This window comes from Dechloromonas sp. H13 (assembly GCF_009469615.1).
In the GTDB taxonomy this organism is placed as follows: Bacteria; Pseudomonadota; Gammaproteobacteria; order Burkholderiales; family Rhodocyclaceae; genus Azonexus.
This window is the reverse complement of record NZ_SSXX01000003.1, coordinates 1-24,617: the sequence shown is the minus strand read 5'-3', so window position 1 is coordinate 24,617 and position 24,617 is coordinate 1. Positions and strand designations below refer to the sequence as shown.

The 24,617-nt window shown below is 65.1% G+C and carries 24 protein-coding genes; 10 read left to right on the top strand and 14 right to left on the bottom strand.

Going from position 1 to position 24,617, the window contains the following annotated elements; all coding sequences use genetic code 11:
- Nucleotides 1-22 precede the first annotated feature (22 nt).
- Complete coding sequence (locus GH660_RS08475; RefSeq protein ID WP_153146240.1) at nucleotides 23-2,164, top strand: ankyrin repeat domain-containing protein; 2,142 nt, start codon at nucleotides 23-25, stop codon at nucleotides 2,162-2,164.
- Nucleotides 2,165-2,246: 82 nt separating this feature from the next.
- On the opposite strand, the gene GH660_RS08470 is transcribed toward GH660_RS08475, so the two are convergent.
- The 5 genes from GH660_RS08470 to GH660_RS08450 all read right to left on the bottom strand — a co-directional run bounded on the left by GH660_RS08470 (nucleotide 2,247) and on the right by GH660_RS08450 (nucleotide 6,933).
- Nucleotides 2,247-2,717: a peroxiredoxin gene (locus tag GH660_RS08470; protein ID WP_153146566.1), complete on the bottom strand. Its 471-nt coding sequence runs from the start codon at nucleotides 2,715-2,717 to the stop codon at nucleotides 2,247-2,249.
- 88 nt (nucleotides 2,718-2,805) lie between these two features.
- Complete coding sequence (gene ftsB / locus GH660_RS08465) at nucleotides 2,806-3,090, bottom strand: cell division protein FtsB (protein ID WP_153146239.1); 285 nt, start codon at nucleotides 3,088-3,090, stop codon at nucleotides 2,806-2,808.
- Nucleotides 3,091-3,099: 9 nt separating this feature from the next.
- A complete protein-coding gene (eno, locus tag GH660_RS08460) occupies nucleotides 3,100-4,383 on the bottom strand; it encodes a phosphopyruvate hydratase (protein ID WP_153146238.1) in 1,284 nt (427 codons plus the stop codon).
- A gap of 76 nt (nucleotides 4,384-4,459) precedes the next feature.
- Entirely contained in the window at nucleotides 4,460-5,296 is an 837-nt protein-coding gene (kdsA, locus tag GH660_RS08455) for a 3-deoxy-8-phosphooctulonate synthase (protein ID WP_153146237.1), read from the bottom strand.
- Complete coding sequence (locus GH660_RS08450; RefSeq protein WP_153146236.1) at nucleotides 5,293-6,933, bottom strand: CTP synthase; 1,641 nt, start codon at nucleotides 6,931-6,933, stop codon at nucleotides 5,293-5,295. The genes kdsA and GH660_RS08450 overlap by 4 nt, the downstream gene beginning before the upstream one ends.
- A gap of 104 nt (nucleotides 6,934-7,037) precedes the next feature.
- Between GH660_RS08450 and GH660_RS08445 the strand changes: the two genes are divergently transcribed.
- The 5 genes from GH660_RS08445 to GH660_RS17875 all read left to right on the top strand — a co-directional run bounded on the left by GH660_RS08445 (nucleotide 7,038) and on the right by GH660_RS17875 (nucleotide 11,483).
- The gene (locus GH660_RS08445) at nucleotides 7,038-7,895 is read left to right on the top strand and encodes a tetratricopeptide repeat protein (RefSeq protein ID WP_153146235.1); all 858 of its coding nucleotides are present in this window, start codon (nucleotides 7,038-7,040) and stop codon (nucleotides 7,893-7,895) included.
- 21 nt (nucleotides 7,896-7,916) lie between these two features.
- Nucleotides 7,917-8,819: a histone deacetylase gene (locus GH660_RS08440; protein ID WP_153146234.1), complete on the top strand. Its 903-nt coding sequence runs from the start codon at nucleotides 7,917-7,919 to the stop codon at nucleotides 8,817-8,819.
- 17 nt (nucleotides 8,820-8,836) lie between these two features.
- Nucleotides 8,837-10,330 carry an NAD(P)H-hydrate dehydratase gene (locus GH660_RS08435; protein WP_153146233.1) on the top strand — a complete coding sequence of 498 codons (1,494 nt, stop codon included), beginning with the start codon at nucleotides 8,837-8,839 and terminating at the stop codon, nucleotides 10,328-10,330.
- Nucleotides 10,331-10,397: 67 nt separating this feature from the next.
- Entirely contained in the window at nucleotides 10,398-11,261 is an 864-nt protein-coding gene (gene nadC, locus GH660_RS08430) for a carboxylating nicotinate-nucleotide diphosphorylase (protein ID WP_194266267.1), read from the top strand.
- Nucleotides 11,262-11,345: 84 nt separating this feature from the next.
- Nucleotides 11,346-11,483 carry a hypothetical protein gene (locus tag GH660_RS17875; RefSeq protein WP_194266266.1) on the top strand — a complete coding sequence of 46 codons (138 nt, stop codon included), beginning with the start codon at nucleotides 11,346-11,348 and terminating at the stop codon, nucleotides 11,481-11,483.
- Here GH660_RS17875 and GH660_RS08425 read toward each other — a convergent pair.
- Nucleotides 11,470-11,718: a hypothetical protein gene (locus GH660_RS08425; RefSeq protein ID WP_228276417.1), complete on the bottom strand. Its 249-nt coding sequence runs from the start codon at nucleotides 11,716-11,718 to the stop codon at nucleotides 11,470-11,472. The two genes, GH660_RS17875 and GH660_RS08425, sit on opposite strands and share 14 nt — an antisense overlap.
- Nucleotides 11,719-11,989: 271 nt before the next feature.
- Between GH660_RS08425 and GH660_RS08420 the strand changes: the two genes are divergently transcribed.
- Entirely contained in the window at nucleotides 11,990-12,931 is a 942-nt protein-coding gene (locus GH660_RS08420; protein ID WP_153146232.1) for a GAF domain-containing protein, read from the top strand.
- A 49-nt stretch (nucleotides 12,932-12,980) separates the two neighbouring features.
- On the opposite strand, the gene thrC is transcribed toward GH660_RS08420, so the two are convergent.
- From thrC to GH660_RS08405, 3 genes are read right to left on the bottom strand one after another with little or no spacing between them, the layout of a single operon-like run.
- The gene (gene thrC / locus GH660_RS08415; protein ID WP_153146231.1) at nucleotides 12,981-14,408 is read right to left on the bottom strand and encodes a threonine synthase; all 1,428 of its coding nucleotides are present in this window, start codon (nucleotides 14,406-14,408) and stop codon (nucleotides 12,981-12,983) included.
- Nucleotides 14,409-14,440: 32 nt separating this feature from the next.
- Nucleotides 14,441-15,565 carry a hypothetical protein gene (locus GH660_RS08410; protein ID WP_153146230.1) on the bottom strand — a complete coding sequence of 375 codons (1,125 nt, stop codon included), beginning with the start codon at nucleotides 15,563-15,565 and terminating at the stop codon, nucleotides 14,441-14,443.
- Nucleotides 15,566-15,832 (bottom strand): DUF2249 domain-containing protein, encoded by a 267-nt coding sequence (locus GH660_RS08405; RefSeq protein WP_153146229.1) that lies wholly within the window; start codon nucleotides 15,830-15,832, stop codon nucleotides 15,566-15,568.
- Between the two features lie 217 nt (nucleotides 15,833-16,049).
- Here GH660_RS08405 and minC point away from each other — a divergent pair, with 217 nt between their 5' ends.
- The 3 genes from minC to minE are packed head-to-tail and all read left to right on the top strand — an operon-like array spanning nucleotide 16,050 to nucleotide 17,952.
- Nucleotides 16,050-16,838 carry a septum site-determining protein MinC gene (gene minC, locus GH660_RS08400; protein WP_153146228.1) on the top strand — a complete coding sequence of 263 codons (789 nt, stop codon included), beginning with the start codon at nucleotides 16,050-16,052 and terminating at the stop codon, nucleotides 16,836-16,838.
- 42 nt (nucleotides 16,839-16,880) lie between these two features.
- Entirely contained in the window at nucleotides 16,881-17,696 is an 816-nt protein-coding gene (gene minD, locus GH660_RS08395; RefSeq protein WP_153146227.1) for a septum site-determining protein MinD, read from the top strand.
- Between the two features lies 1 nt (nucleotide 17,697).
- Nucleotides 17,698-17,952, top strand: a complete 255-nt coding sequence (minE, locus tag GH660_RS08390) for a cell division topological specificity factor MinE (protein ID WP_153146226.1) — start codon at nucleotides 17,698-17,700, stop codon at nucleotides 17,950-17,952.
- A gap of 122 nt (nucleotides 17,953-18,074) precedes the next feature.
- Here minE and GH660_RS08385 read toward each other — a convergent pair whose 3' ends face one another.
- The 5 genes from GH660_RS08385 to GH660_RS08365 form a co-directional block, all read right to left on the bottom strand.
- Nucleotides 18,075-19,748 (bottom strand): cation acetate symporter, encoded by a 1,674-nt coding sequence (locus tag GH660_RS08385; protein ID WP_153146225.1) that lies wholly within the window; start codon nucleotides 19,746-19,748, stop codon nucleotides 18,075-18,077.
- Nucleotides 19,745-20,059 carry a DUF485 domain-containing protein gene (locus tag GH660_RS08380; protein ID WP_153146224.1) on the bottom strand — a complete coding sequence of 105 codons (315 nt, stop codon included), beginning with the start codon at nucleotides 20,057-20,059 and terminating at the stop codon, nucleotides 19,745-19,747. The genes GH660_RS08385 and GH660_RS08380 overlap by 4 nt, the downstream gene beginning before the upstream one ends.
- 112 nt (nucleotides 20,060-20,171) lie before the next feature.
- Nucleotides 20,172-21,809: an electron transfer flavoprotein-ubiquinone oxidoreductase gene (locus GH660_RS08375; protein ID WP_153146223.1), complete on the bottom strand. Its 1,638-nt coding sequence runs from the start codon at nucleotides 21,807-21,809 to the stop codon at nucleotides 20,172-20,174.
- Nucleotides 21,810-21,817: 8 nt separating this feature from the next.
- The gene (locus tag GH660_RS08370; RefSeq protein ID WP_153146222.1) at nucleotides 21,818-23,596 is read right to left on the bottom strand and encodes an acyl-CoA dehydrogenase C-terminal domain-containing protein; all 1,779 of its coding nucleotides are present in this window, start codon (nucleotides 23,594-23,596) and stop codon (nucleotides 21,818-21,820) included.
- A gap of 27 nt (nucleotides 23,597-23,623) precedes the next feature.
- Nucleotides 23,624-24,553: an electron transfer flavoprotein subunit alpha/FixB family protein gene (locus GH660_RS08365; RefSeq protein WP_153146221.1), complete on the bottom strand. Its 930-nt coding sequence runs from the start codon at nucleotides 24,551-24,553 to the stop codon at nucleotides 23,624-23,626.
- Nucleotides 24,554-24,617: the final 64 nt, after the last annotated feature.

Here is a 24,617-nt window from a genome sequence, read left to right as displayed (position 1 = left end):
TCGAAATTCCGGTTATTGAAACATGACGATTTACTACATTAAATCCGGATCCGCGACCGAGGAAATGGACCTTGGACCAGCCATCGAGGCAGGTGCCAGTGCAACCGTTTTCGCAGTTCTCGGCCCCGGGCAGTTCAGCGACAGCACCGCGAAAATCTATCTTGACCCACGTTCGTGCCATGCCGAGAAGCTTCAGGCACTGATCGATGATGCACCGTCGAAAGTCTGGTTCGAAGCCAATTCCGCATCACGCTACCCCCATTTTGCGTGGCCACAGGTCATTGTCCATACGCAAGACAAGGTTTCAGGTGAATTGGCGCCAATTGGCTACTTGATGCCCAAAGTCGATCCGCGGGCGGCGGTGACGTTGGACGCATATTTTCATCAGAAGCTTGCCGAAACATACAACCTTCCCCCTGAAAGCCTCTCGCTGCAACGTCGTCTGGATGTGGCGATCGGTCTTTGCGGATTGCTCGCCGACCTTCATTCAAAAAACATCCATTGCATCGACTTCAATCCGAAAAACATCCTCATACAGCGGGCGCACGGTCTCGTAACTTTTCAGAATTGCGACGGCTATTCCGTCGTCTCGAAAAATGGCACGCCATATCCTGCCACGCAGTATTCAAAAGGCTACGTTGCACCGGAGGCACTAAAACGCGGTGCCAAACCGGGTAATCTCGGGGAAGCTCAAGACTGCTTTGCACTGGCGGTTGCGCTATTCCAGATTTTCAATTTCGGCATCTACCCGTATTCGGGCGTTATCCGACCTGGGCATCCCCAGGCGGACGATGCAGACGACCGGGCCAAGCGGGGTTATTACCCATACGGACTGAATCAGAACCCTGCGATCGCGCCGCTGCCGCAATCGGTACATGACCTCCTGCCGATCAAGCTACGGCAGCTGTTTGATCGGGCTTTTGTCGCGGGAAACTCCAGGCCAACGGCCAAGGAATGGACCATTGCCCTCTTCTCGCTCAAGAAAGCCATCAGATGGGCCCCCTGTCCTGCCTATCCAGACGACGCCGAGCACATTCATTTCGACGGCTTGCCCTGCAGCAGATGTGAACTCGAGCGCCGCATCAAGGTGCAGAAGGAAATTCGGGCGCCAGCCACGGCAGTCGAGGCCAAAGTCGAAACGACACAAGCAACGGTCAGCCCACCACCGGCAAGCCCCCCTGCGGATAGCCTGCCAGCCCCGGCAAAGCCTGGCCGCCGGGGAAGCGAGCTTCTCAAATATCTGGCTGCCGGCGCCATCGTGTCGATACTGGTATATCTTCTATCAACCAACGACGATCCGCCCCGGCAGGTTGCTCGGCAGATGCCCCCGGACGCACCTCGGCAAGCGGTCGTGCAGCCACGGACCAATCCGGAGACGGCGATCGCCGAAAGGATGCCGGACGTTGGGGGTGAAGAGCGGAAGCCCTTGTCGCCCGGCGAAATTTACTGGTGCATCGCCAAAAGCCACCGGATTGACGTCATCAATGAAGTTCTGGAAAAGGAGCAGGTAAAAGCCCCGGCTTTATTCCAGGCATCGCTCGAGGATTACACGGCCCGCTGTGAAAAATACCGATATGAGCGAGAGGATCTGGCCAAGGTCCTGGATTACTTCGCAACCCGCAAAGCGGGTTTGGCTGATGCGGCGGTCGCCGAGGCACATCAACTGATAGCCGATGCGCAACGCGTGGCTTCCTCGCAAAGCACAAGCAATGATGTTGTGGCACGAACGCCAGCCCCCAAACCGGTTTTGACAGCGAACACTTCAACCACATCCGGCCGGCTCGAACCGGAAAAGCCGCGCAAGCCGCCGGAGCGTCGCCAAACCACCGAGCAGTCCCCGGACTACGATCAGCCACGCCCCGTGGTGATCGAGGCACGTCCGGCCAGTCTATCGCTTCTGAGTGCAATCACGCGGGGCGACAGGGCGAGCGTCGAGTACTATCTTGACAAGGGGGCGTCGCCGAATGCCCCGCTCTCGACCGGTGCGACACCCCTCAAAACAGCCGTAGTGTCACACAATGTGGGCGTTGCGGAGGTTCTCCTGAGGCGCGGCGCAGACGTGAATCTGCGGGACAGTACCGGCAAGACGGCACTCCAGTGGGCCCGACTTGGCAATAGCGACGCCATGATCGCGATGCTGCTTCGTTATGGGGCGACCGAGTAACACGCAGAAGTCGCGAAGCGATCCGACAGTCCCCGGCGCTGGCGCCACCATCTGAAGGGAGCGCCAGGTTTGGGGGAGCAGGTTACGAATTCAGCTCCTTGACCAGGCGCAGCACTTCGAGTGCGTGGCCCTTGTAATTGACGTTGTAGAGGGCATGACGGATCACACCCGATTTGTCGATGACGAAGGTGGAGCGGGCGATGCCGAATTTCCGGTGACCATCGACCTCCTTGGCCTGCCAGACCCCGTACTGCTTGCAGACGACACCCTCGGTATCCGACAGCAGCTCGGTGCCGATGCCCTCCTTGTCGCGGAATTCCGCGTGTTTCAGGCACTCGTCGCGGCTGATGCCGAACAGGACGCAGTCCTGCTCGAGAAAATCCTCTTCATGATCCGAAAAATCGGTCGCTTCTTTGGTGCAGCAGGGCGTTCCATCCTTCGGGTAAAAGAACAGAACGACGTGTTTCGCGCCTTGGTAAGTCGCCAGCTCGACAGTCTCCATGTCGGCATCGGGCAATGAAAACGCGGGGGCCTTTTCTCCAACCTTGAGCAGCATGTTGTTCTCCTGAAGCGCTCTGCGTGGGTCCTGCTGTGAGCGATTCTAGCGGAGGCATCTGCTGCGGTCGACGCCTTTATTTGGCCTATTTTCCGGGAACTTTTTCGGGAATCTGCACGAAGGTTTCGTCCTGGCGGATCATCCCCAGTTCGAAGCGGGCCCGCTCCTCGATGGCGTCGTAGCCCTGTTTCAGGTCGCGGACTTCGGCATCGAGGCCCGCGTTCCTGATTTCCAGCTTGCGCGTGACTTCCTTCTGCTGCTGGAGCTGACGGTCGTACTCCCAGACCTTCAGCCAGCCGCCCTTGCCCAGCCACAACGGGTATTGCAGCAGGGCGATGAGGGCGACGAGGCCGACCGTCAGCCAGCGCATGGCCCGCTATCAGCGCAGGTTGTAGAAGGTTTCGCGGCCCGGGTAGGACGCGGTGTCGCCGAGATCCTCCTCGATCCGCAGCAGTTGGTTGTACTTGGCGATGCGGTCCGAGCGCGACAGCGAGCCGGTCTTGATCTGGCCGGCGTTGAGGCCGACGGCAATGTCGGCGATGGTGCTGTCCTCGGTCTCGCCGGAGCGGTGCGAGATTACGGCGGTGTAGCCGGCGCGCTTGGCCATCTCGACGGCGGCGAAGGTTTCCGACAGGGTGCCGATCTGGTTGATCTTGATCAGGATCGAATTGCCGATGCCGCGCCTGATGCCTTCCTTGAAGATCTTGGTGTTGGTCACGAAGACGTCGTCGCCGACGATCTGCACCTTGTCGCCGAGGCGGTCGGTGAGCAGCTTCCAGCCGTCCCAGTCGGCTTCGGACATGCCGTCCTCGATCGAGACGATCGGGAACTGGTCGGCCAGGTTGGCGAGGTAGTCGGTGAACTGGGCCGAGGTCAGCTGCAGACCTTCGCCGGACAGGTGGTACTTGCCGTCCCGGTAGAACTCGGACGCCGCGCAGTCGAGCGCCAGCAGCACGTCCTGGCCCGGCACGTAGCCGGCGTTCTCGATCGCCTGCATGATGATCTGCAGGGCTTCGGCATGGCTGCCGAGGTTGGGGGCGAAGCCGCCTTCGTCGCCGACGGCGGTCGAATGGCCGGCCTTGTCGAGCAGCTTCTTCAGCGCGTGGAAGATCTCGGCGCCGCAGCGCAGGGCCTCGCGGAAGGAGGAGGCACCGACCGGCATGACCATGAATTCCTGGATGTCGAGGCTGTTGTTGGCGTGCTCGCCGCCGTTGATGATGTTCATCATCGGCACCGGCATCTGCATCGGGCCCATGCCGCCGAAATAACGGTAGAGCGGCAGGCCGGATTCCTCGGCAGCGGCCTTGGCGACGGCCATCGAGACGGCGAGGATGGCGTTGGCGCCGAGACGCGACTTGTTGTCGGTCCCGTCGAGGTCGATCATGGTCTGGTCGATGAAGGCCTGTTCCTGGGCGTCGAGGCCGATGATCGCCTCGGAGATTTCGGTATTGACGTTCTCGACTGCCTGCATGACGCCCTTGCCGAGATAGCGGCCGGCATCGCCGTCGCGCAGCTCGATCGCCTCGCGCGAGCCGGTGGACGCACCGGAGGGAACCGCCGCCCGGCCCATGACGCCGCTCTCCAGCAGCACATCGGCTTCGACCGTGGGATTGCCACGGGAATCCAGAATCTCTCGTGCAACAACATCAACGATGGAACTCATATTTATTCCTTGTTTTCAACAGATTGAACGAACTACTTAAACCAGATTATTACTACAGGCCGTAGCCTGCTTGTTGTTATTTCAATTCCTCGAAACCGGCCGCCTTGACCGCCCGGTCGAGTGCCACCAGCGTCGTCAGCAGCGCTTCCATGCGCACCAGCGGCCAGCTGTTGGGGCCGTCAGACCAGGCCTTCTCCGGGCACGGATGGGTTTCCATGAAGAGGCCGGAAATCCCCACGGCCACCGCCGCCCGCGCCAGCACCGGGACGAATTCGCGCTGGCCGCCGGACGTCGTGCCCTGCCCGCCCGGCAACTGGACGCTGTGGGTGGCATCGAACACCACCGGGCAACCGGTTTCGCGCATGATGGCCAGGCTGCGCATGTCGGAGACGAGATTGTTGTAGCCGAAGGAGGCGCCGCGCTCGCAGACCATCAGGTTGTCGGCGCCGTTGTTCACCTCGCGCGCCTTGTCGACGACGTTCTTCATGTCGCCGGGCGCCAAGAACTGCCCCTTCTTGATGTTGACCGGCTTGCCGCAGGACGCCACGGCATGGATGAAATCAGTCTGCCGGCACAGGAAGGCCGGCGTCTGCAGCACATCGACCACCGCGGCGACGACCGCCACGTCGGGGATGTCGTGGACATCGGTCAGCACCGGCACGCCGATCTGGCGTTGCACTTCGGAAAATATCCGCATCCCTTCGTCGAGGCCCAGTCCGCGTACCGACTTGCCGGAACTGCGGTTGGCCTTGTCGTAGGAGGCCTTGAAAATGTAGTTGATGCCCAGTCGACCGCAGACTTCCTTCATGTAGCCGGCCACATCGAGGCACAGTTGCTCGGATTCGGCGGTACAAGGGCCGGCGATCAGGAAAAAAGGCTGGTCAAGACCAGCCTCGAAACCGCAGAGCCTCATTTGCCCTTGGCCTGTTGATTGGCCAGCGCCGCCTTGACGTAGGAGGTAAACAGCGGGTGACCCTGGCGCGGATTGGAGGTGAATTCCGGGTGGAACTGGCAGCCGACGAACCACGGATGGACCTCGGCCGGCAATTCGACCATTTCACAGAGATCGGTGCCCGGCGCGCGCCCGGCGACCTTGAGGCCCTTTTCTTCCAGTTGGGCGAGCAAGGTGTTGTTCACTTCGTAGCGATGGCGGTGGCGCTCGGTGATCTCGGCGGCACCGTAGATCTCACGGGCCAGCGAGCCTTCGGCCAGCTTGCAGACCTGGGCGCCGAGACGCATCGTGCCGCCGAGGTCGGAATCCTCGCCACGCTTCTCGACCTTGCCGGAGGCGTCGAGCCATTCAGTGATCAGGCCGATCACCGGGTACGGGGTGTCGCGCACGAATTCGGTGGAGTGCGCGCCGGCCATGCCGGCCACGTCGCGGGCGAACTCGACGACGGCGAGCTGCATGCCGAGGCAGATGCCAAGGTAGGGCACCTTGTTCTCGCGGGCGTAGCGGATGGCCGCGATCTTGCCTTCCGTACCACGTCGACCGAAGCCGCCCGGTACCAGGATGGCATCGACGCCCTTCAGCACGCCGCAACCATGCTTCTCGATGTCTTCCGAATCGAGATAGCGGATGTCGACCTGGCATCGGGTATGGATCCCGGCATGCTTCATCGCCTCGATCAGCGACTTGTAGGACTCGGTCAGGTCGACGTACTTGCCGACGAAGGCCACCGTCACCTTGTGCTGCGGGTTGGCCAGCGCCTCGACCAGCCTGTTCCAGATCGACAGGTCGGCCGCCCGGGCCAGGATGCCCAGCTTGTGGCAGACGATCTCGTCGATCATCTGCTCGTGCAGCATGGCCGGGATCTGGTAGATCGAATCGGCGTCCAGGCACTCGATGACCGCTTCCGGCATCACGTTGCAGAACAGCGCGATCTTGCGCCGCTCCTCGACCGGGATCGAACGGTCGGCGCGGCACAGCAGGATGTCGGGCTGGATGCCGATCTCGCGCAGTTCCTTGACCGAGTGCTGGGTCGGCTTGGTCTTCAGTTCGCCGGCGGTCGGGATGTAGGGCAGCAGCGTCAGGTGCATGTAGCAGACGTTGTTGCGCCCCTCCTCGATGCCCATCTGGCGGATGGCCTCCAGGAAAGGCAGCGACTCGATGTCGCCGACCGTGCCGCCGACTTCGACGATGGCCACATCGGCGCCCTCGGCGCCGGCCTTGATCTTGCCCTTGATCTCGTCGGTGATGTGCGGGATGACCTGCACCGTCTTGCCGAGGTACTCGCCGCGGCGCTCCTTCTTGAGCACCGAGTCATAGATCTGGCCGGTCGTGAAATTGTTGCGCTTCGACATCTTGGCGCTGGTGAAGCGCTCGTAGTGGCCGAGGTCGAGATCGGTCTCGGCGCCATCCTCGGTGACGAAGACCTCGCCGTGCTGGAAAGGACTCATCGTGCCGGGGTCGACGTTGATGTAGGGGTCGAGCTTGAGGTGGGTAACCTTGATGCCGCGGGATTCCAGAATGGCCCCCAGCGACGCGGCAGCGATGCCCTTGCCCAGAGAGGACACGACACCGCCTGTAACGAAAACGTATTTGGTCATGGAAAGACAGGCTGCGGGAAAGCCGAATGATAGCCGAAAAGGGGGCATTTCCTCAAACGGGCATCATCTATAATCCGCCTCAATCCAATCACCGGTGTTTCCCCATGTCCGAGTTCGCTTTTGACGTTTCCATCGAAGATTTCGAAGCCAGGGTGCTCCAGCCGGCCGAGACCGTGCCGGTCGTCGTCGACTTCTGGGCACCGTGGTGCGAGCCCTGCAAGGTGCTGAAGCCGATGCTGGAAAAGCTGGCCGAGGAATTCAAGGGACGCTTCCTGCTGGCCAAGGTCAATTCCGATGAATTTCCCGAACTTGCCCAGCATTTCGGCGTGCGCAGCATTCCCTCGGTCAAGGTGCTGTTCCAGGGCCAGCTGGTCGATGAATTCAATGGCGCCCTGCCCGAAGGCCAGGTCCGCGAATTCCTCGAACGCATCGCCCTGCCCGCCGGCCCCGGCGGCAACCTGCGCGAGGAAGCCGCGGCGCTGGTCGGCGAAGGCAGGCTTGAAGAAGCGCTGGCCAAGCTGGTCGAGGCGAGCCACGCCAGCCCGCAGGACCAGGCCATCCAGCTCGATGCCATCGACGTACTCATGCAGCTCGGCCGCAACGACGAAGCGAAGCAGCTGCTGGCCGGCGAATACACCGCCGAACCCGACCGCGCCAACGCCCTGCGCGCCCGCCTGGCGCTGGCCGACGGCGCCGCCGACACGGCGGCGATCGAAGCCCGCCTCGCCGCCAACCCGGCCGACCACGCCGCGCGCCTGGAGCTTTCCCGCGCCTACGCAGCGCAGAGCCGTTTCCGCGAGGCCATGGAAGCGGCACTGGAAGTCGTCGTCCGCGACCGCTTCTTCGGCGAAGGCGCCGGACGCAAGGCGATGCTGCAGCTGTTCGAGGCGCTCGGCGGCAGCGAGCAGCACGACGACCTGATCCGCGAGTTCCGCCGCAGGATGTCGGCCGCGCTGAACTAGACGCTGCCGAAGGCATCGGCCATGCAGCTCTTCTACACCGATGTCTTCGTCCTGCCGTTGCCGGCCGGACACCGCTTCCCGATGGAAAAGTATTCACGGCTGCGTGAGGCGCTGCTCTCCAGCGGCGACTTCGCCGCCGGCGATTTCCATCTGCCGCATGCTGCCAGCGACGAGGAACTGGCCCGCGCCCACGATCCCGAGTACATTCACCAGGTCAGTTGCGGTCGACTGTCCGAAAAGGCCCAAAAAGCCATCGGCTTTCCGTGGAGCGCCGGCATGGTCGAACGCTCGCGCCGCTCGGCCGGCGCCACCATCTGTGCCTGTCGCTCGGCGCTCAGTAACGGCGGCGTCGCCGCCAACCTGGCCGGCGGCACGCACCATGCCTTCCGCGACCGCGGCGAAGGCTTCTGCGTCTTCAACGACGCCGCCGTTGCCGCCCGCGCCATGCAGGCCGAAGGGCGCGCCCGGCGCATCCTGGTCGTCGATTGCGACGTCCATCAGGGCAACGGCACGGCCAGCATCCTCGCCGGCGACGACAGTGTCTTCACCTTCTCCATCCACGGCGCGCGCAATTTCCCCTTCGCCAAGGAACAGAGCGACCTCGACATCGAGCTGCCTGACGGCTGCGGCGACGACGCCTACCTGGCCCGCCTCGACGACGGCCTCGCCACCGCCTTCGACCTCGCCCGCCCCGACCTCGTCATCTACCTCGCCGGCGCCGACCCTTACCACGACGACCGTCTCGGCCGCCTCGCGCTCTCCTTCGCCGGTCTCGCCGAACGCGACCGCCGCGTCCTCGCCCGCTGCCGGACGCACGGCATTCCGGTCGCCATCGCCATGGCCGGCGGTTACGCACGGCAGATCGACGACACCGTCGCCATCCATGCCACTACCATCCGGCTGGCGCGGCAGATTCTGGGCTAAACAGCTAGAATCAACGCATGGACGACGCCCTCTACCGCAGCCAAAGCCTGCGCCGGATCGAAGCGGCGCACAGCGACGAACCGCTGATGCAGCGCGCCGGCGCCGCCGCCGCGGCCTGGGCGGCGGAACTCGCCATCCAGCGCGAACGGCCGATCCTCGTCCTCGCCGGTCCGGGCAACAACGGCGGCGACGCCTTCGAGGCGGCCCGCTTGCTGCGCGAACAGTTCTTCGAACCCTGCGTCGTCTTCGCCGGCGCGCCCGGCCACCTGCCGCCCGATGCGGCGGCGGCCTACCGGCGCTTTACCGACGCCGGCGGCACCACCTGCGACGACATCCCCACAGGGCGCCAGTGGGCGCTGATCGTCGACGGCCTGTTCGGCATCGGCCTCGCCCGCCCGCCGGCCGGCCGCTACGCGGCGTGGATAGAGTCGGCCAACCGGCTGGCCGCCCGCGACGCCTGCCCGCTGCTGGCGCTCGACTGCCCCTCCGGATTGAACGCCGACAGCGGCCAGGCCTTCGCGCCCTGCATCAGCGCCAGCCACACCCTCACCTTCATCGCCGCCAAGCCGGGCCTGCTGACGGCCGACGGCCCCGACCGGTGCGGCGAGGTCCGTGTCGCCGACCTCGCCCTCGCGCCGGAAGCCGAAGTGGCGGCCGACGGCCGGCTGGTTCGGCGCGCCGGCTTCGCGTCCCACCTCGCTCCGCGCCGGCTCAACAGCCACAAGGGCAGCTACGGCAGCGCCGGCATTCTCGGCGGGGCGCCGTCGATGGTCGGCGCCGCCTTCCTCGCCGGACGGGCCGCCCTCAAGCTGGGCGCCGGCCGCGTTTACCTCGGCCTGCTCGACCCGCACCCCCCGGCCTGTGACCTGCTGCAACCCGAATTGATGCTTCGCCGCCCGGCGGCATTGCTGCAGGCCGACCTGACCGCCCTCGCCTGCGGCCCCGGCCTCGGGGGCAGCCTGGAGGCGATCGAATTGCTGGAAACGGCCATCGCCGGCGAACTGCCGCTGCTGCTCGACGCCGATGCGCTCAACCTGGTCGCCAGCGAAGGCAACCTGCAGGTGGCGCTGGCCAGCCGCGGCAACCCGGCGATCATGACGCCACACCCGGCCGAAGCAGCGCGCCTGCTCGAATGCGGCACCGCCGACGTACAGGCCGACCGCATCGCCGCCGCGCAGGAAATCGCCGAGCGCTATCGTTGCCACGTGGCGCTGAAAGGTTGCGGTACCGTGATCGCTGCGGTCGACGGCCGCTGGTGGATCAATTCCACCGGCAATCCCGGCATGGCCACGGCCGGCATGGGCGACGTGCTGAGCGGCCTCGTCGTCGCCCTGCTGGCCCAGGGCTGGCCGGCCATCCCCGCCCTGAGCGCCGGCGTTCACCTGCATGGCGCGGCAGCCGACCGGCTGGTTGCCGCCGGCGTCGGTCCGATCGGCCTGACGGCCGGCGAAGTGATCGACGCCGCCCGTCGGACATTCAATGAATGGGTCGCCGCCACTCAGGCCGGTTGAGCCCGTTTTGCCCATGCCGATTTCCCAGACAGTACAATTCCTCGTTTAGCCCCAGCCAGCCGCTTCCATGTCCATCAAATTCGATTACCCGCTCGCCGCCGAAATCACCCGCAACGTCGATGCCGCCCTGGCCGAGGACATCGGTCCCGGCGACCTCACCGCCAGCCTCGTGCCTGCCGCGCGCACTGCCCGCGCCACAGTCATTTCGCGCGAAGCCGGGGTGCTTTGCGGCCGCGCCTGGTTCGACCGCTGCGTCACGCTTCTCGACCCGGCGGCGGAGGTCGTCTGGCGGGCCGCCGACGGCGACCTCATCGCCACCAACCAGGTGCTTTGCGAAATCCGCGCCAACGCCCGTGCCCTGCTCTCGGCCGAACGCAGCGCACTGAATTTCCTGCAACTGCTCTCCGCCGTCGCCAGCAAGGCACGCATCTACGCCGATGCCATCACCGGCACGAAGGCGCAAGTGGTCGACACGCGCAAGACCCTGCCCGGCCTGCGCATCGCGCAGAAATACGCGGTCCGCTGCGGCGGCGGCGGCAACCACCGCCTGGCGCTGTGGGATGCCATCCTGATCAAGGAAAACCACATCCATGCCGCCGGCGGGATAGCGCAGGCGCTGTCCGCGGCCCGCATGGTTGCGGAAACGGCCGGCGACCGCTGCAAGTTCATCCAGGTCGAGGTCGAATCGCTGGAAGAACTGCAGGTCGCGCTGGCCGCCGGCGCGACGATGATCCTGCTCGACAACTTCACGCTGGCGATGATGCGCGAGGCGGCGGCCATCAACGCCGGCCGCGCCGTGCTCGAAGCTTCCGGCAACGTCGGCCTGGAAACCATACGCGGCATCGCCGAAACCGGCGTCGACCGGATCTCCGTCGGCGCCCTGACCAAGGACGTCAAGGCGCTCGACCTCTCGATGCGCTTCCAGGACTAGCGACAGACGCTAGGCGTGGCGGGCGTTTTTGGTCATAATCGCTCCGCATCGGTAGAAAACAACGATCACCCAGGGGAGTATCACATGCTGTTCGCGCTGTTCTATGTAATCGCCATCGTCATTCTGGTTCTGCACTTCACCGGCTTCCTCGCCCGGCACAACCTCGAATGGCTGGTCTTGGTGCTGGCCGGCGCCGTTTTCCCGGCGGTCATCTACCTGTAGGTTTTCTCGCCACCAGATCGATCAGCGCCGACCGACCCGCGTGGGCGCTGCCTTCTTCAATCACTTCCTCGTGTTCGTGCAGCAGCACGATCTCCCAGTCGGCGAAAGTTTTCCGCAACATGACCTCGGTGTAGAGGTTTTCCACGGCTGACGGACCGCCGGTGCGGTATTCCAGCTGTTTCGGCATGTAGCCCTGCAACAGGAGCCGGCCGCCCGACTTCACCGCCTGTTTCATCCCCGCTATCTGGCACGGCCAGGAACCTGTTCGGCGCGGTGCAGAACAGGTATTCGTCGCCCGCGTCGCGATAGCGGGCGGACCAGAAGGCTTCGTGATCGAAGGTGCTCATCGTTCCCCGGTTTGAAAATTGCTTCGGTTTTCGCCGGGCAACGGCGCCCGGGCGGCATGCAGATACCACGCTATTGTGCAGCAGCCAGGAATCCAGGGGTCAGCGGCGACACCGGAAAGACAGTCATTCATACAACCATCGTCAGGATTGCGACAAACCATGAAAACACTGATCCGGGTCACCGAAATATGGGTACCGAACAAGGCCCGCACCCATCTTGAATTCTTCGACGGTCTCTACGGCGAACTGGGCGATTTCAAGGGGGCCAGCGAGACCATGCTTTTCGCCTACGACGAGGGCCTGCCGGGCAAGGCCTGGGCGGCGCGCCGGCCGGTCATCCTGCCGCGCTTCGAGAACTCCTATTTCCTGCGCATCGACGCGGCGATCAAGGCCGGGCTGACCGCCGCCATCGCCCTGCCGATCTTTGCCGGCGACTACCTGCAGGCGGTGATCGTCTTCTTCATCGGCGATGACGCGGAAAACGTCGGCGGCATCGAGGTCTGGAGCAACACCCCGGGCGAGTCCCCGGAAATCGGCATGGACGACGGCTACTACGGCACCGCCGAAACCTTCGAATGGACGGCCCGCCACACTAGGTTCCGCCCCGGCTTCGGGCTCCCGGGCACGGTTTGGCAGAGCGGCATGCCGGTCATCATGCAGGACCTGCTCAGTTCCAAGCGCACCCTGCGCCGCGACAGCGACGTCAGGATCGGCATCAGCAAGGGAGTCGGCATTCCCTGCTCCTTCGACGCCGCCAGACAGACCGTGGTCATGACCTTCCTCTCGGCGCTGGGGACGCCGATCGCCCGCCGCTTCGAAATCTGGGTCCCGGATGACGAGGGCAAGGCGCTGCGCTTCGGCGCCGGCGATTGCGACCAGCAGCCGCATCTCGCCGAATGCCATGGCGACGCCCGCATCGCACCGTGGGAAGGCGCCCTCGGCGAAGCCTGGCAAAAGGGCGTGCCGGCCGTGCGCAGCAACCTGCTGTTCGAGCCCGGCGCCGCCGCACGCGCCGCCACGGCCGCCGGGCTGGGCGCGATGGTCGTGCTGCCGGTTATCCAGGACGGCCGCTTCAGGGCGGCGGTGGCCTGGTACTTCTGAAACGACGCAGGGCGGCCGCCGCCGCCCTCCCCGGCCGAGCGGCGGTGCTTCAGACGCGGTCGACGATGAACTGCTTGATCGCGGCGACGTCCGGATCCATGACCACGACGCGCTGCGGTAGTGCCTCGATGCCCGCCAGATCGGCCGGACGCACCGGTTCGGTGCCCAGTGCCTCGCGGATGGTTTCCTCGAACTTGGCCGGCTGGGCGGTTTCGAGGACGATCATCGGCACGCCGGGCTGGCGGTTTTCCAGCGCGACCTTGAGGCCGTCCGCCGTGTGCGTGTCGAGCATGACGTTGTAGCGGCCCTGCGCGAAACGGATGGTCCTGATGCGGTCGTTGTGCGTGCTCTTGCCGGAAACGAAGCCGAAATCCGGCATTTTTTTCCAGTGGACCGTAGCCGACAGGTCGAAGGCCTGCCCCTTGTCGACCTTGGCCCACAGTTCGGCGACGATGGCCGGATCGCGGCCGACGAGGTCGAAGACGAAGCGCTCGAAGTTCGAGGCCTTGGAGATGTCCATCGACGGGCTGGAGGTGACGCTGGTTTCGGCCGAGGTGCGCGGGCGATAGACGCCGGTGCGGAAGAACTCGTCGAGCACGTCGTTCTCGTTGGTGGCCAGCACCAGCTTTGCAATCGGCAGGCCCATCTGGCGCGCAATGTGGCCGGCGCAGATGTTGCCGAAGTTGCCCGACGGCACGCAGAAGGCGACCTGCTCGTCGTTCGATTTCGTGGCGAGGAAATAGCCCTGGAAGTAATAGACGATCTGCGCCGCGACGCGCGCCCAGTTGATCGAATTGACGGCGCCGATCTTGTACCGGGCCTTGAATTCGGCGTCGTTCGAGACGGCCTTGACGATGTCCTGGGCGTCGTCGAACATTCCGCGCACCGCGATGTTGAAGATGTTGGCGTCCTGCAGCGAATACATCTGGGCGCGCTGGAAGGCGCTCATTTTGCCGTCCGGCGAGAGCATGAAGACCTTGACGTTGTGCTTGCCGCGCATCGCGTACTCGGCGGCCGAGCCGGTGTCGCCGGAGGTGGCGCCGAGGATGTTGATCGCCTCGCCGCGCTGGTCCAGCACGTATTCGAACAGGTTGCCGAGGAGCTGCATCGCCATGTCCTTGAAGGCCAGCGTCGGGCCGTTCGACAGCTCCTGCGTGTACAGGCCGTCCTCCAGTCGGGTCAGCGGCGTGATCTGCCGCGCATCGCCGCCGTTGCGGGTGTGGCAATAGACTTCGGCGGTGTAGGTCCTGGTGACCAGCGCCCTGAGGTCGGCAGCCGGAGTGTCGGTGATGAAGCGGGAGAGGATTTCGTAGGCAAGGTCGGCGTAGGAGAGCTTGCGCCAGGCATCCAGCTCCGCCCGCGTGACCTGCGGGTAGCTTTCCGGCAGGTAGAGCCCGCCATCCGGGGCCAGGCCGCCGAGGAGGATGTCGCAGAAAGCCTGGGGCGCGGCGTGACCGCGGGTCGAGATATAGCGCATGGCGAAGCCCTGAAAAGCGAAAAACGGCGATTTTACCGCGTCGACCGCGACACACGCACGGCTTGCAACAGCCCACCGACGAACAGGAGCAATCCGCCGGCCACCAGCGGCCCGGCGACGACGTCGAAACCGGCCAGCAGGGCCAGCGCCGCCGCAAGGAACAAGAGCGCCCGCCAGCCGCCGGTGGCGGCCAGTTTGTCGCGCATCAGGCGGCGCACCGGCACGGCCGGCCCCGGCCAGCGCCAGACCGGCAACAGCTGGCTGAGCGCCCCGGTCACCAGCGGCAGCAGGAAGCCGGCGCCCCAGGCGAGCAGCGTCGGATGTGCCGGCAGCAGCCCGGCCCCATGCGCCACGCCGGCCGCTAGCGTCAGCAGCAGGCCGGTCACCGCCGCCAGCAGGGACGCGGCGACCCCGTCGGCGAGCATGACCCGGAATCCGAAGCGCCTTCCCCACTGCCCGACCAGGCCGAGGGCGGCGACCAGCAGCAAGGCCGCGCCCGGCGCCGCGAACGGCCAGATGACCGCGGCCCCGGTGGCGATCACCAGCGCCCCGCCAGCCACCAGCCAGAGCCGGCGGCGCAACCAGCTGCCGGCTTCGGGGTCGGGCTTGCCGAGCGCCGTCGGCAGCAGCACGGGCAAGGTGCCGAGCGCCGCCAGGCCGACCAGCCCGAGGGCGTTCAGATGCAGGTGGAAGATGCGCAGCGCCTTCCAGTATTGCGGCCAGAGCGGGATCAGCAGCGCCGCCAGCAAGGCCAGCATCAGGCAGCCGAGGGCGACGCCGTACCAGCGCCAGCCGGGATGCGGCGAACCGAGGCTGGCGCGCGCCCGGCCGGCGATCCAGTTGAGCAGAATGGCCGTCAGGAAGAGGTCAACCGCAGCCGCCACATGCAGCAGCCCGTGCGGCAGCCAGCCCTGCATGGCGGCGACGGCGACCAGCCCGGCCGCCTGCGCGACGGCGGGCAGGCGGGCGATCGACCGTCCGGGGTCGCCGGTGCGCGTCAGCACCGGCACGAAATGACTCATGGCCGCGAAGATCAGCGGCACGATGCCAACGGCGAACGCCAGGTGCGCCACCGCCAGCGGCGAGCCTGTCCCGCTCAGCGCCAGAACGGCGCTGCCCAGCAAGGCGAGAAGGGTCAGGCTCGCGGTCTGGAGCAATCAGCTGACGACCGCGAAGTCGATCACGATGGCGCCCGGCTCGCGCTGCTTGTACTCGATGTTCAAGTGCTCTCCGTAGCGGGCCTGCAGCTGGGCGAGCAGCGGCAGCGGATCGTGGTCGTTGCAGAAGCGCATGGTCTCGCCGGGCTGCAGCGCATCCAGCGCGCCGAAGATGGCGGCATGGCGGAAACGCTTGGCGATGCCGCGCGCGTCGAAGGGATAAAGGGCTTCAGGGGTGGTGTGGTTGCAGACATGAATGGCTTGCATCTTAGCTCCTCGGGTGGCTTGCCGGAATGGCATGGGCGAATTCTGCCGGGGCCGGCGGACGCTTTCCTTGATGCGAATCGCCCATGACCACAAGTCGGCGAGGGGTAATGGATCATTCGCGGCCGGTTGCGGTCGACGCCCGAAAACAGCCAATTTTCATTTTTCGCGACAGGCCTGTGGGATAATTGCCGCCGTTACCCGCAACACCGCAGCAGGCATGGCAAAAGACTCACCGATCCAGTTCAAGGGCACCTCGCTCAAGATCATCCAGACGCAACTCCGCACCACCGACCCCGCCACGCTGCACGCCGCACTGGCCGAACTCACCGGCAACAGCCCGGATTTCTTCGAGAACGAGCTGGCGGTCCTCGATTTCAGCAAGGCCGAGCATCTCCCGGACGCCATCGACTGGGGACAGATCCGCGACCTGCTGCGCAGTTCGGGCCTCGCCGCCGTCGCCACGCGCGGGCTGCCGGATGCGCTGGCGGCGGAAGCCGCGGCGGCCGGCCTGCCGGCGGTCGGCGCCGACGCCCTGAGCCGCCCGCCCCGCGCCAGGACTGTCGAAGAATCCCCTGCCGCCGAATCGGTCGCGCCCGCCGCCCCGCCAGTGCCCGAGCCAGCGCCACCGGCCACGGCGGCAGCACCCGAACCCCCACCGCGCACCGTCATCCTCGACAAGCCGCTGCGTTCCGGCCAGCGCTTCTATGCGCGCGGCGGCGACCTGGTCGTCACCGCCATGATCAGCGCCGGTGCCGAAGTCATCGCCGACGGCAACATCCACGTCTACGCCCCGCTGCGCGGCCGCGCGCTGGCCGGCGCCAGCGGCGACAAGGAAGCACGCATCTTCACCACCAGCATGGAGGCCGAACTGGTTTCCGTCGCCGGCATCTACCGCACTTTCGAGGCCGGCGTGCCCGACGAACTGACGCGCCAGCCGACCACCATCAGCCTGCGCGACGACGGCGGCGAACTGCGCCTCGACGTCGCCGCCCTGGCGCTCCGCTAAACATTCAATAACTTCCAGCAACTTCCCCAGCGAGAACATCACATGACCCGAATCATCGTCGTCACTTCCGGCAAGGGCGGGGTCGGCAAGACCACCACCAGCGCCAGCTTTTCCACCGGCCTCGCGCAGCGCGGCTTCAAGACCGCCGTCATCGACTTCGACGTCGGCCTGCGCAACCTCGACCTGATCATGGGCTGCGAGCGACGCGTCGTCTACGACCTGATCAACGTCATCAACGGCGAAGCAACGCTGACCCAGGCGCTGATCAAGGACAAGCACTGCGAGAACCTGTGGGTGCTGCCCGCCTCGCAGACGCGCGACAAGGACGCGCTGAACGAGGCCGGCGTCGAGCGCGTGCTCAAGGAGCTGGAACACCAGGGCTTCGACTACATCGTCTGCGACTCGCCGGCCGGCATCGAATCGGGCGCCGTGATGGCGCTGACCTTCGCCGACGAGGCGCTCGTCGTCACCAACCCCGAGGTCTCCTCAGTGCGCGACTCCGACCGCATCCTCGGCATCCTGCAGGCCAAGTCGCGGCGCGCCATCGAGGGCCGTGAGCCGGTCAAGGAACACCTGCTCATCACCCGCTACAACCCGGCCCGTGTCGAGGCTGGCGAAATGCTTTCTTACAAGGACATCCAGGAAATCCTGCGCGTGCCGATCATCGGCGTCATTCCCGAATCCGAGGAAGTGCTGCAGGCCTCCAACCAGGGCGCACCGGTCATCCACCAGAAGGACACCGACGCCGCCGAGGCCTACCACGACGTGATCGCCCGCTTCCTCGGCGAGGACAAGCCGCTGCGCTTCGTCGACTACGTCAAGCCGGGCCTGTTGAAGCGCCTGTTCGGAGGCAAGTGAGATGTCCTGGCTCCAGAAACTGTTCGGTAACCAGCCGAAAACCGCGCAGGTCGCCAAGGAGCGCCTGCAGCTCATCATCGCCCACGAGCGCGACGGCGGCGGCCGCGCCAACTTCCTGCCCGACCTGCAGCGCGAACTGATCGCCGTGATCTCCAAGTACGTCAAGGTGAACCCCGACGACATCCGCGTTTCGCTGGAAAAGCAGGACCGCTACGAGGTCCTCGAAGTCAAGATCGAGCTGCCGGAAAAGGCCTGAGAAAAAAGGTTCATCGCGCTTCCCCGGAGAAGGCGCGATGAACCAAAAAAAAGGGGGCCCGAGGGCCCCCGAAAGGAACGAGACGACGGTGCTGTTCTCCGAAGTCTCTCCCGCAGAGTTGCTTAGTGCGCGTGCGCGCCGGCAGCGCCGAGCCCGGTCTGGGCACGGACGAACTGCTCGTCGTAGGCCTCGGCCTCCTTGGCGGCGCGGGCGCTCTTGTCGGTGACCGACAGCAGCCAGGTGACGAAGAAGGCGAGCGACATCGAGACGATGGCCGGATGGTCGTAGGGGAAGATCGCGGCCTTGTTGCCGAGGATCTTGACCCACACGGTCGGCGACAGGACGACCAGACCCACCGACGACACCAGGCCGGCGATGCCGCCCCACAGCGCGCCGCGCGTGGTCAGGCCCTTCCAGTACATCGACAGGATCAGCACCGGGAAGTTGACCGACGAGGCGACGCCGAAGGCGAGCGCGACGAGGAACAGCACGTTCTGGTCCTTGAAGGCGATGCCGAGCAGGATGGCAGTGATGCCGAGACCGACGGAGGCGAAGCGGGTCACCTTCATTTCCTGGGCGCTGGTCGCCGTGCCCTTCTTGATGACGCGGGCGTAGAGGTCGTGCGAGATGGCGGAAGCACCAGCCAGCGCGAGACCGGAGACGACGGCGAGGATGGTGGCGAAAGCGACCGCCGACAGGAAGCCGAGGAAGATGTCGCCGCCGACCGCCTTGGCGAGGTGCATGACCGGCATGTTGCCGCCGCCGATCAGCTTGCCGCCGACCTGGCCGCCCTCGAAGAAGGCCGGATTGGTGCCGACGATGGTGATCGCCGCGGCGCCGAGAATCATCGTGACCAGGAAGAACAGGCCAATGAAGCCGGTGGCGTAGAACACCGATTTGCGAGCTTCCTTGGCGTTCGGCACGGTGAAGAAGCGCATCATGATGTGCGGCAGGCCGGCGGTACCGAACAGCAGGCCGAGCGACAGCGACAGCGCGGAGATCGGATCAGCCATCAGCGAACCCGGAACCATCAGCTTTTCGCCCATCTTGTGCGACTCGATGGCCTTGGTGAACAGGTTCTCGAAGGACCAGCCGAATTGCGCCATGGTCAGCAGCATCAGCGTGATGCCGCCGCCGAGCAACAGGCAGGCCTTGATGATCTGCACCCAGGTGGTCGCAGTCATGCCGCCGAAGGTCACGTACACCATCATCAGCACGCCGACGACGACAACAGCATAGTTGTACTCGAGACCGAAGAGCAGCTGGATCAACTGGCCGGCGCCGACCATCTGGACGATCAGATAGAAGCAGACGACGGTCAGCGAGCCCATCGCCGCGAAGGTGCGGATGCGGTTCTGGTCGAGACGGTACGAAGCGATGTCGGCGAAGGTGAACTTGCCGAGGTTGCGCAGACGCTCCGCCATCAGGAACAGGATGATCGGCCAGCCGATGAAGAAGCAGACGGCGTAGATGAAGCCGTCGTAGCCCTTGAAATAGACCATCGAGGTCAGGCCGAGCAGGGTCGCGGCGGACATGTAGTCGCCGGCGATGGCCAGGCCGTTCTGGAAGCCGGTGATGCCGCCGCCGGCGGTGTAGAAGTCAGCCGTCGACTTGGTCTTGCCGGCCGCCCACTTGGTGATACCGAGCGTGGCGATGACGAAGACCATGAACATGGCGATGGCGCTGAAATTGATCGGCTGCTTCTGGACCCCCTCGATGGCGCCCGGGGCCGCAAGAACGGTGAACGAGACGGCCAGCAGGCTGCCGGCGATCAATGCGGTGATCGAGCGTTTCATTTGCGCGCCTCCTTGAGGACTTCCTCGTTCAGCGAATCGAATTCGCCGTTGGCACGGCTGACGTAGACGCCGGTCAGCAGCCAGCCGCCAAAGACGATCAGCGCGGCGATCGGCCAGCCGATGGTGATGACGCTGCCTTCGCTGATCTTGGCCGCGAACAGCTGCGGCTGCAGCGAGACGAGCAGCATGTAGGTGTAGTACGGCACGAGCACGATCAGCGATAGCAGGATCGCAAAGCGCGTGCGCTTGCCGACCATTTCGGCGAATTTCGGATTGCTCCGGATCTTCGCGTAGATGTTGGATTGGGACATGAAACCTCCTCGAAACTCCGTTGAATAAATTGAAAAAGCGCTGCTGTTCTCTTGGTTTTATGGGTTTTTTCCGGGTCGACCGCAGCAAGGCCGCCGTCGCCCCGGTCAATCGCTACATGTTTGGATAGTTCGGCCCACCACCGCCTTCCGGCACCGTCCAGTTGATGTTCTGGGTCGGGTCCTTGATGTCGCAGGTCTTGCAGTGCAGGCAGTTCTGGCCGTTGATCTGCAGGCGCGGCTTGCCCTCCTCCTCGCCGAGGATTTCATAGACGCCGGCCGGGCAATAGCGCGTTTCCGGCGCACCGAACTTCGCATAATTGACGCTGATGGCGACGCTCTCGTCCTTCAGGCGCAGGTGGCACTGCTGGTTTTCCTCGTGGTTGGTGGCCGAGAGGAAGACCGACGACAGGCGGTCGAAGGTCAGCTTGCCGTCCGGCTTCGGGTAGGCGATCTTCGGATGGCTGTTCTTGTCGCCGAGCTGCGTGTGGTCCTCGTGGTGATGCAGGGTCCACGGCGCCTTGCCCTTGAACACGTAGGTGTCGATCGCGCCATAGGCCAGCGCGCCCCAAAGGCCCCACTTGAAGGCCGGGCGGATGTTGCGCACCTTGTACAACTCGTCCCACAGCCACGACTTCTTGATCTGCTCGGCATACTCGGTGGCTTCCGGACCGGCGCCTTCCCTGAACAGGTGTTGGAACACGGCTTCGGCGGCGACCATGCCCGACTTCATCGCCATATGCGTGCCCTTGATCTTCGGCACGTTGAGGAAGCCGGCGGTATCGCCGATCAGCAGGCCGCCCGGGAAGGTCAGTTTCGGGACCGACTGGTAGCCGCCTTCCGACAGCGCGCGGGCGCCGTAGGAAATCCGCCGGCCGCCCTCGAAAGTGCCGCGGATGGCCGGATGCGTCTTGTAACGCTGGAATTCCTCGTAGGGCGACAGCCACGGATTTTTGTAATCGAGGCCGACGACCATGCCGACCGCCACCAGGTTGTTTTCCAGGTGGTAGAGGAAGGAACCGCCGTAGGTGTCGCTCTGCAGCGGCCAGCCGACGGTATGGACGATGAGCCCCGGCTGGTGCTTCGCCGGGTCGATTTCCCAAAGCTCCTTGATGCCGATGCCGTAGGTCTGCGGATCGACGCCGTCGCGCAGGTCGAATTTCGCCCACAGTTCCTTGGTCAGCGAACCGCGGCAACCCTCGGCGAAGATCGTCTGCCGGGCGTGCAGTTCCATGCCCGGCTGGAAGTTGTGGCCGGGCTGGCCGTCCTTACCGATGCCGAGGTCGCCGGTGGCGACGCCCTTGACCGAACCGTCCTCGTGGTAGAGCACTTCGGCGGCGGCGAAGCCGGGGTAAATCTCGACGCCGAGCGCTTCGGCCTGCTCACCGAGCCAGCGCGCCAGGTTGCCGAGGCTGATGATGTAATTGCCGTGGTTGCCCATCTGCGGCGGCGTCGGCAGCTTGAACGAGCCCGTCTCGCTCAGGTAGAGCAGGCGGTCCTCGCCAGCCGGCGTGTTGAGCGGCGCGCCACGGTCCTGCCAATCGGGGAACAGCTCGGCCAGCGCGTGCGGTTCGAGCACGGCGCCGGACAGGATGTGGGCGCCGATCTCGGAGCCCTTTTCCAGCAGGCAGACCGAAACTTCCTTGCCGGCCGCGGCCGCCAGCTGCTTGATGCGGATCGCCGAAGACAGCCCCGAAGGGCCGCCGCCGACGATCACGACATCGTATTCCATCGCATCGCGATCGGTACGCATGGCCGGGCTCAGAACAGGGTTTCAGGCAAGCCGAACACCGACTCGGCACCGCCCGTCACTTCCGCGGCATAGGCAGCGGCAAACGGCAGTTGGTGGGCGGCGAAGTAGCTCGCCGTGGCCAGCTTGGCCTTGTAGAAGTCATCGGTGCTGCCGGCAGCCAGCTTGGCGCTGGCAATCGCGGCCGACTTGGCCATCAGCCAGCCGCCGACGACGATGCCGGTCTGCTTGAGGAAGGGCACCGAGCCGGCATGGACGGCAGCCGGGTTGGCTTCATAGGTCGCCAGGATCCAGTCGACGGCCTTCTGCTGCGCGGCAATGGCACTCTTGAGGTTGGCGGCGATACCGGCCAGGCCGGCCTGGCCTTCGAGTTCCAGGGCGGTGGCCGACATTTCGGCGATGAGCGCCTTCATGGCGGCGCCGGGCACCTTCTCGCGAGCCAGCTTGCGGCCGACCAGGTCGTTGGCCTGGATGGCCGTCGTGCCTTCGTAGATGGTGGTGATGCGCGAATCGCGGTAGTACTGCGCGGCGCCGGTTTCCTCGACGAAGCCGACACCGCCGAACACCTGCAGCGCGGTAGACGATAGCTCGACGCCCTGCTCCGTGCTCCAGCCCTTGATCACCGGCGTCAGCAGGTCGATGCGGGCCTGCGCGGCGGCGTCGCCGGCATGCGCCTTGTCGATGTTGGCCGCACCGTAATAGGCCAGCGTGCGCATGGCTTCGGTACGGGCCTTGCAGTCCATGAGCAGGCGGCGGACATCCGGATGGTGCAGGATGGTCTTCTTCGCGCCGGACTTGTCGCCGATGATGGCGCCCTGAACACGCTCGCGGGCGTACCACAGGGCATGCTGATAGGCACGCTCGGCGATGCCGACGCCTTCCAGGCCGACGTTGACGCGGGCGTGGTTCATCATCGTGAACATGTAGCCGACGCCCTTGTTCTCTTCGCCGATCAGGTAGCCGATGGCGCCTTCCTTCTCGCCGTAGGACATGACGGCGGTCGGGCTGCCGTGGATGCCCAGCTTGTGTTCGATCGAGGCGCAGATCAGGTCGTTACGCTTGCCCAGCGAACCGTCGTCATTGACCAGGAACTTCGGCACCAGGAAGAGCGAAATGCCCTTCAGTCCCGGCGGCGCGTCCGGCAGGCGGGCCAGGACGAGGTGGATGATGTTCTCGGCGACGTCGTGTTCGCCCCAGGTGATGAAGATCTTGGTGCCGCTGACCAGATAGCTGCCGTCGCCAACCGCCTTGGCCTTGGAGGAAATGGCGGCGAGGTCGGAGCCGGCATTCGGCTCGGTCAGGTTCATCGTGCCGGTCCACGTGCCTTCGACCATCTTCGGCAGATACTTCTGCTTCAGTTCGTCCGAGGCGTGGTGGGCGATGGCTTCGATGGCGCCGCCGGTCAGCATCGGGCACAGGCCGAAGGCCATGTTGGCGCCCTTCCACATTTCATTGACGGCCATCGAGACGAGCGCCGGCAGGCCCTGACCGCCGTATTCCGGCGAGAAGGGCATGGACATCCAGCCCGTTTCGGCGAACAGCTTGTAGGCCTCCTTGAAGCCTTCGGCCGTGGTCACGACGCCGTCCTTGCAAACGTGACCGACACGGTCGCCGACCTTGTTGATCGGATCGAGGACGCCGGTGGCAAACTTGGCGGCTTCGTCGAGAATGGACTCGACGAGTTCGACGGAACACTCCTCGTTGCCTGGCAGGGCGCAGATGTCTTCGAGGCCGACGACCTCGTTGAGGACGAACTGCATGTCGCGGATCGGAGCGATATAGGTACTCATACGGGTATCTCCTGGTTATTTTTGGGTTTAAACAGCGGCGGCCAATTGCGGCACGGTTTCAAAGAGGTCGGCGACGAGTCCGTAGTCGGCGACCTGGAAGATCGGCGCATCGGGATCCTTGTTGATGGCGACGATCACCTTCGAGTCCTTCATCCCGGCCAGGTGCTGGATCGCCCCCGAGATGCCGATCGCCAGGTAGAGTTGTGGCGCGACGATCTTGCCGGTCTGCCCGACCTGGTAGTCGTTGGGCACGAAGCCGGCATCGACCGCAGCACGGGAAGCGCCGAGCGCGGCGCCGAGCTTGTCGGCGAGCGGTTCGAGCAACTGGTGGTAGTTCTCCCCGCTGCCCAGGCCGCGGCCGCCGGAGACGATGATCTTGGCGGCGCCGAGTTCGGGACGCGCCGACTTGGTCAGCTCGCGGTTGGTCAGGGTGGTCTGGGCCGTGTCATTTGCTGCGGCGATGGCTTCGATGGCGGCACTGTTGCCGCCAGCGACCGCATCGAAGGCGGTGGTACGCACGGTGATGACCTTGACGGCATCGGCGCTCTTGACCGTGGCCAGGGCGTTGCCGGCGTAGATCGGACGGACGAAGGTGTCGGGGCTGTCGACGCCGGTGATTTCGGAGATCTGGGCGACATCGAGCAGGGCGGCGACCCGGGGCAGCAGGTTCTTGCCGAAGGTGGTGGCCGGGGCGAGGAGGTGGCTGTAGCCGGCGGCCTGGGCGATGACGAGGGCGGTGAGGTTCTCGGCGGTCTGGTCCTGGTAGTGGGCGGCGTCGGCGACTTTTATCTTGGCGACGCCCTGCAGGCCGGCGGCCTGTTGGGCGGCGGCCTGGCAGTTGGCGCCGGCGACGAGGACGTGGATGTCGCCGCCGATCTTTGTGGCGGCGGCGATGGTGTTGAGGGTGGCGGCCTTGAGGCTGACGTGGTCGTGTTCGGCAATGACGAGAATGGTCATGGTGTTTCCCCTTAGATCACTTTCGCTTCATTGCGAAGCTTGTTGACGAGTTCGGCGACGTCGG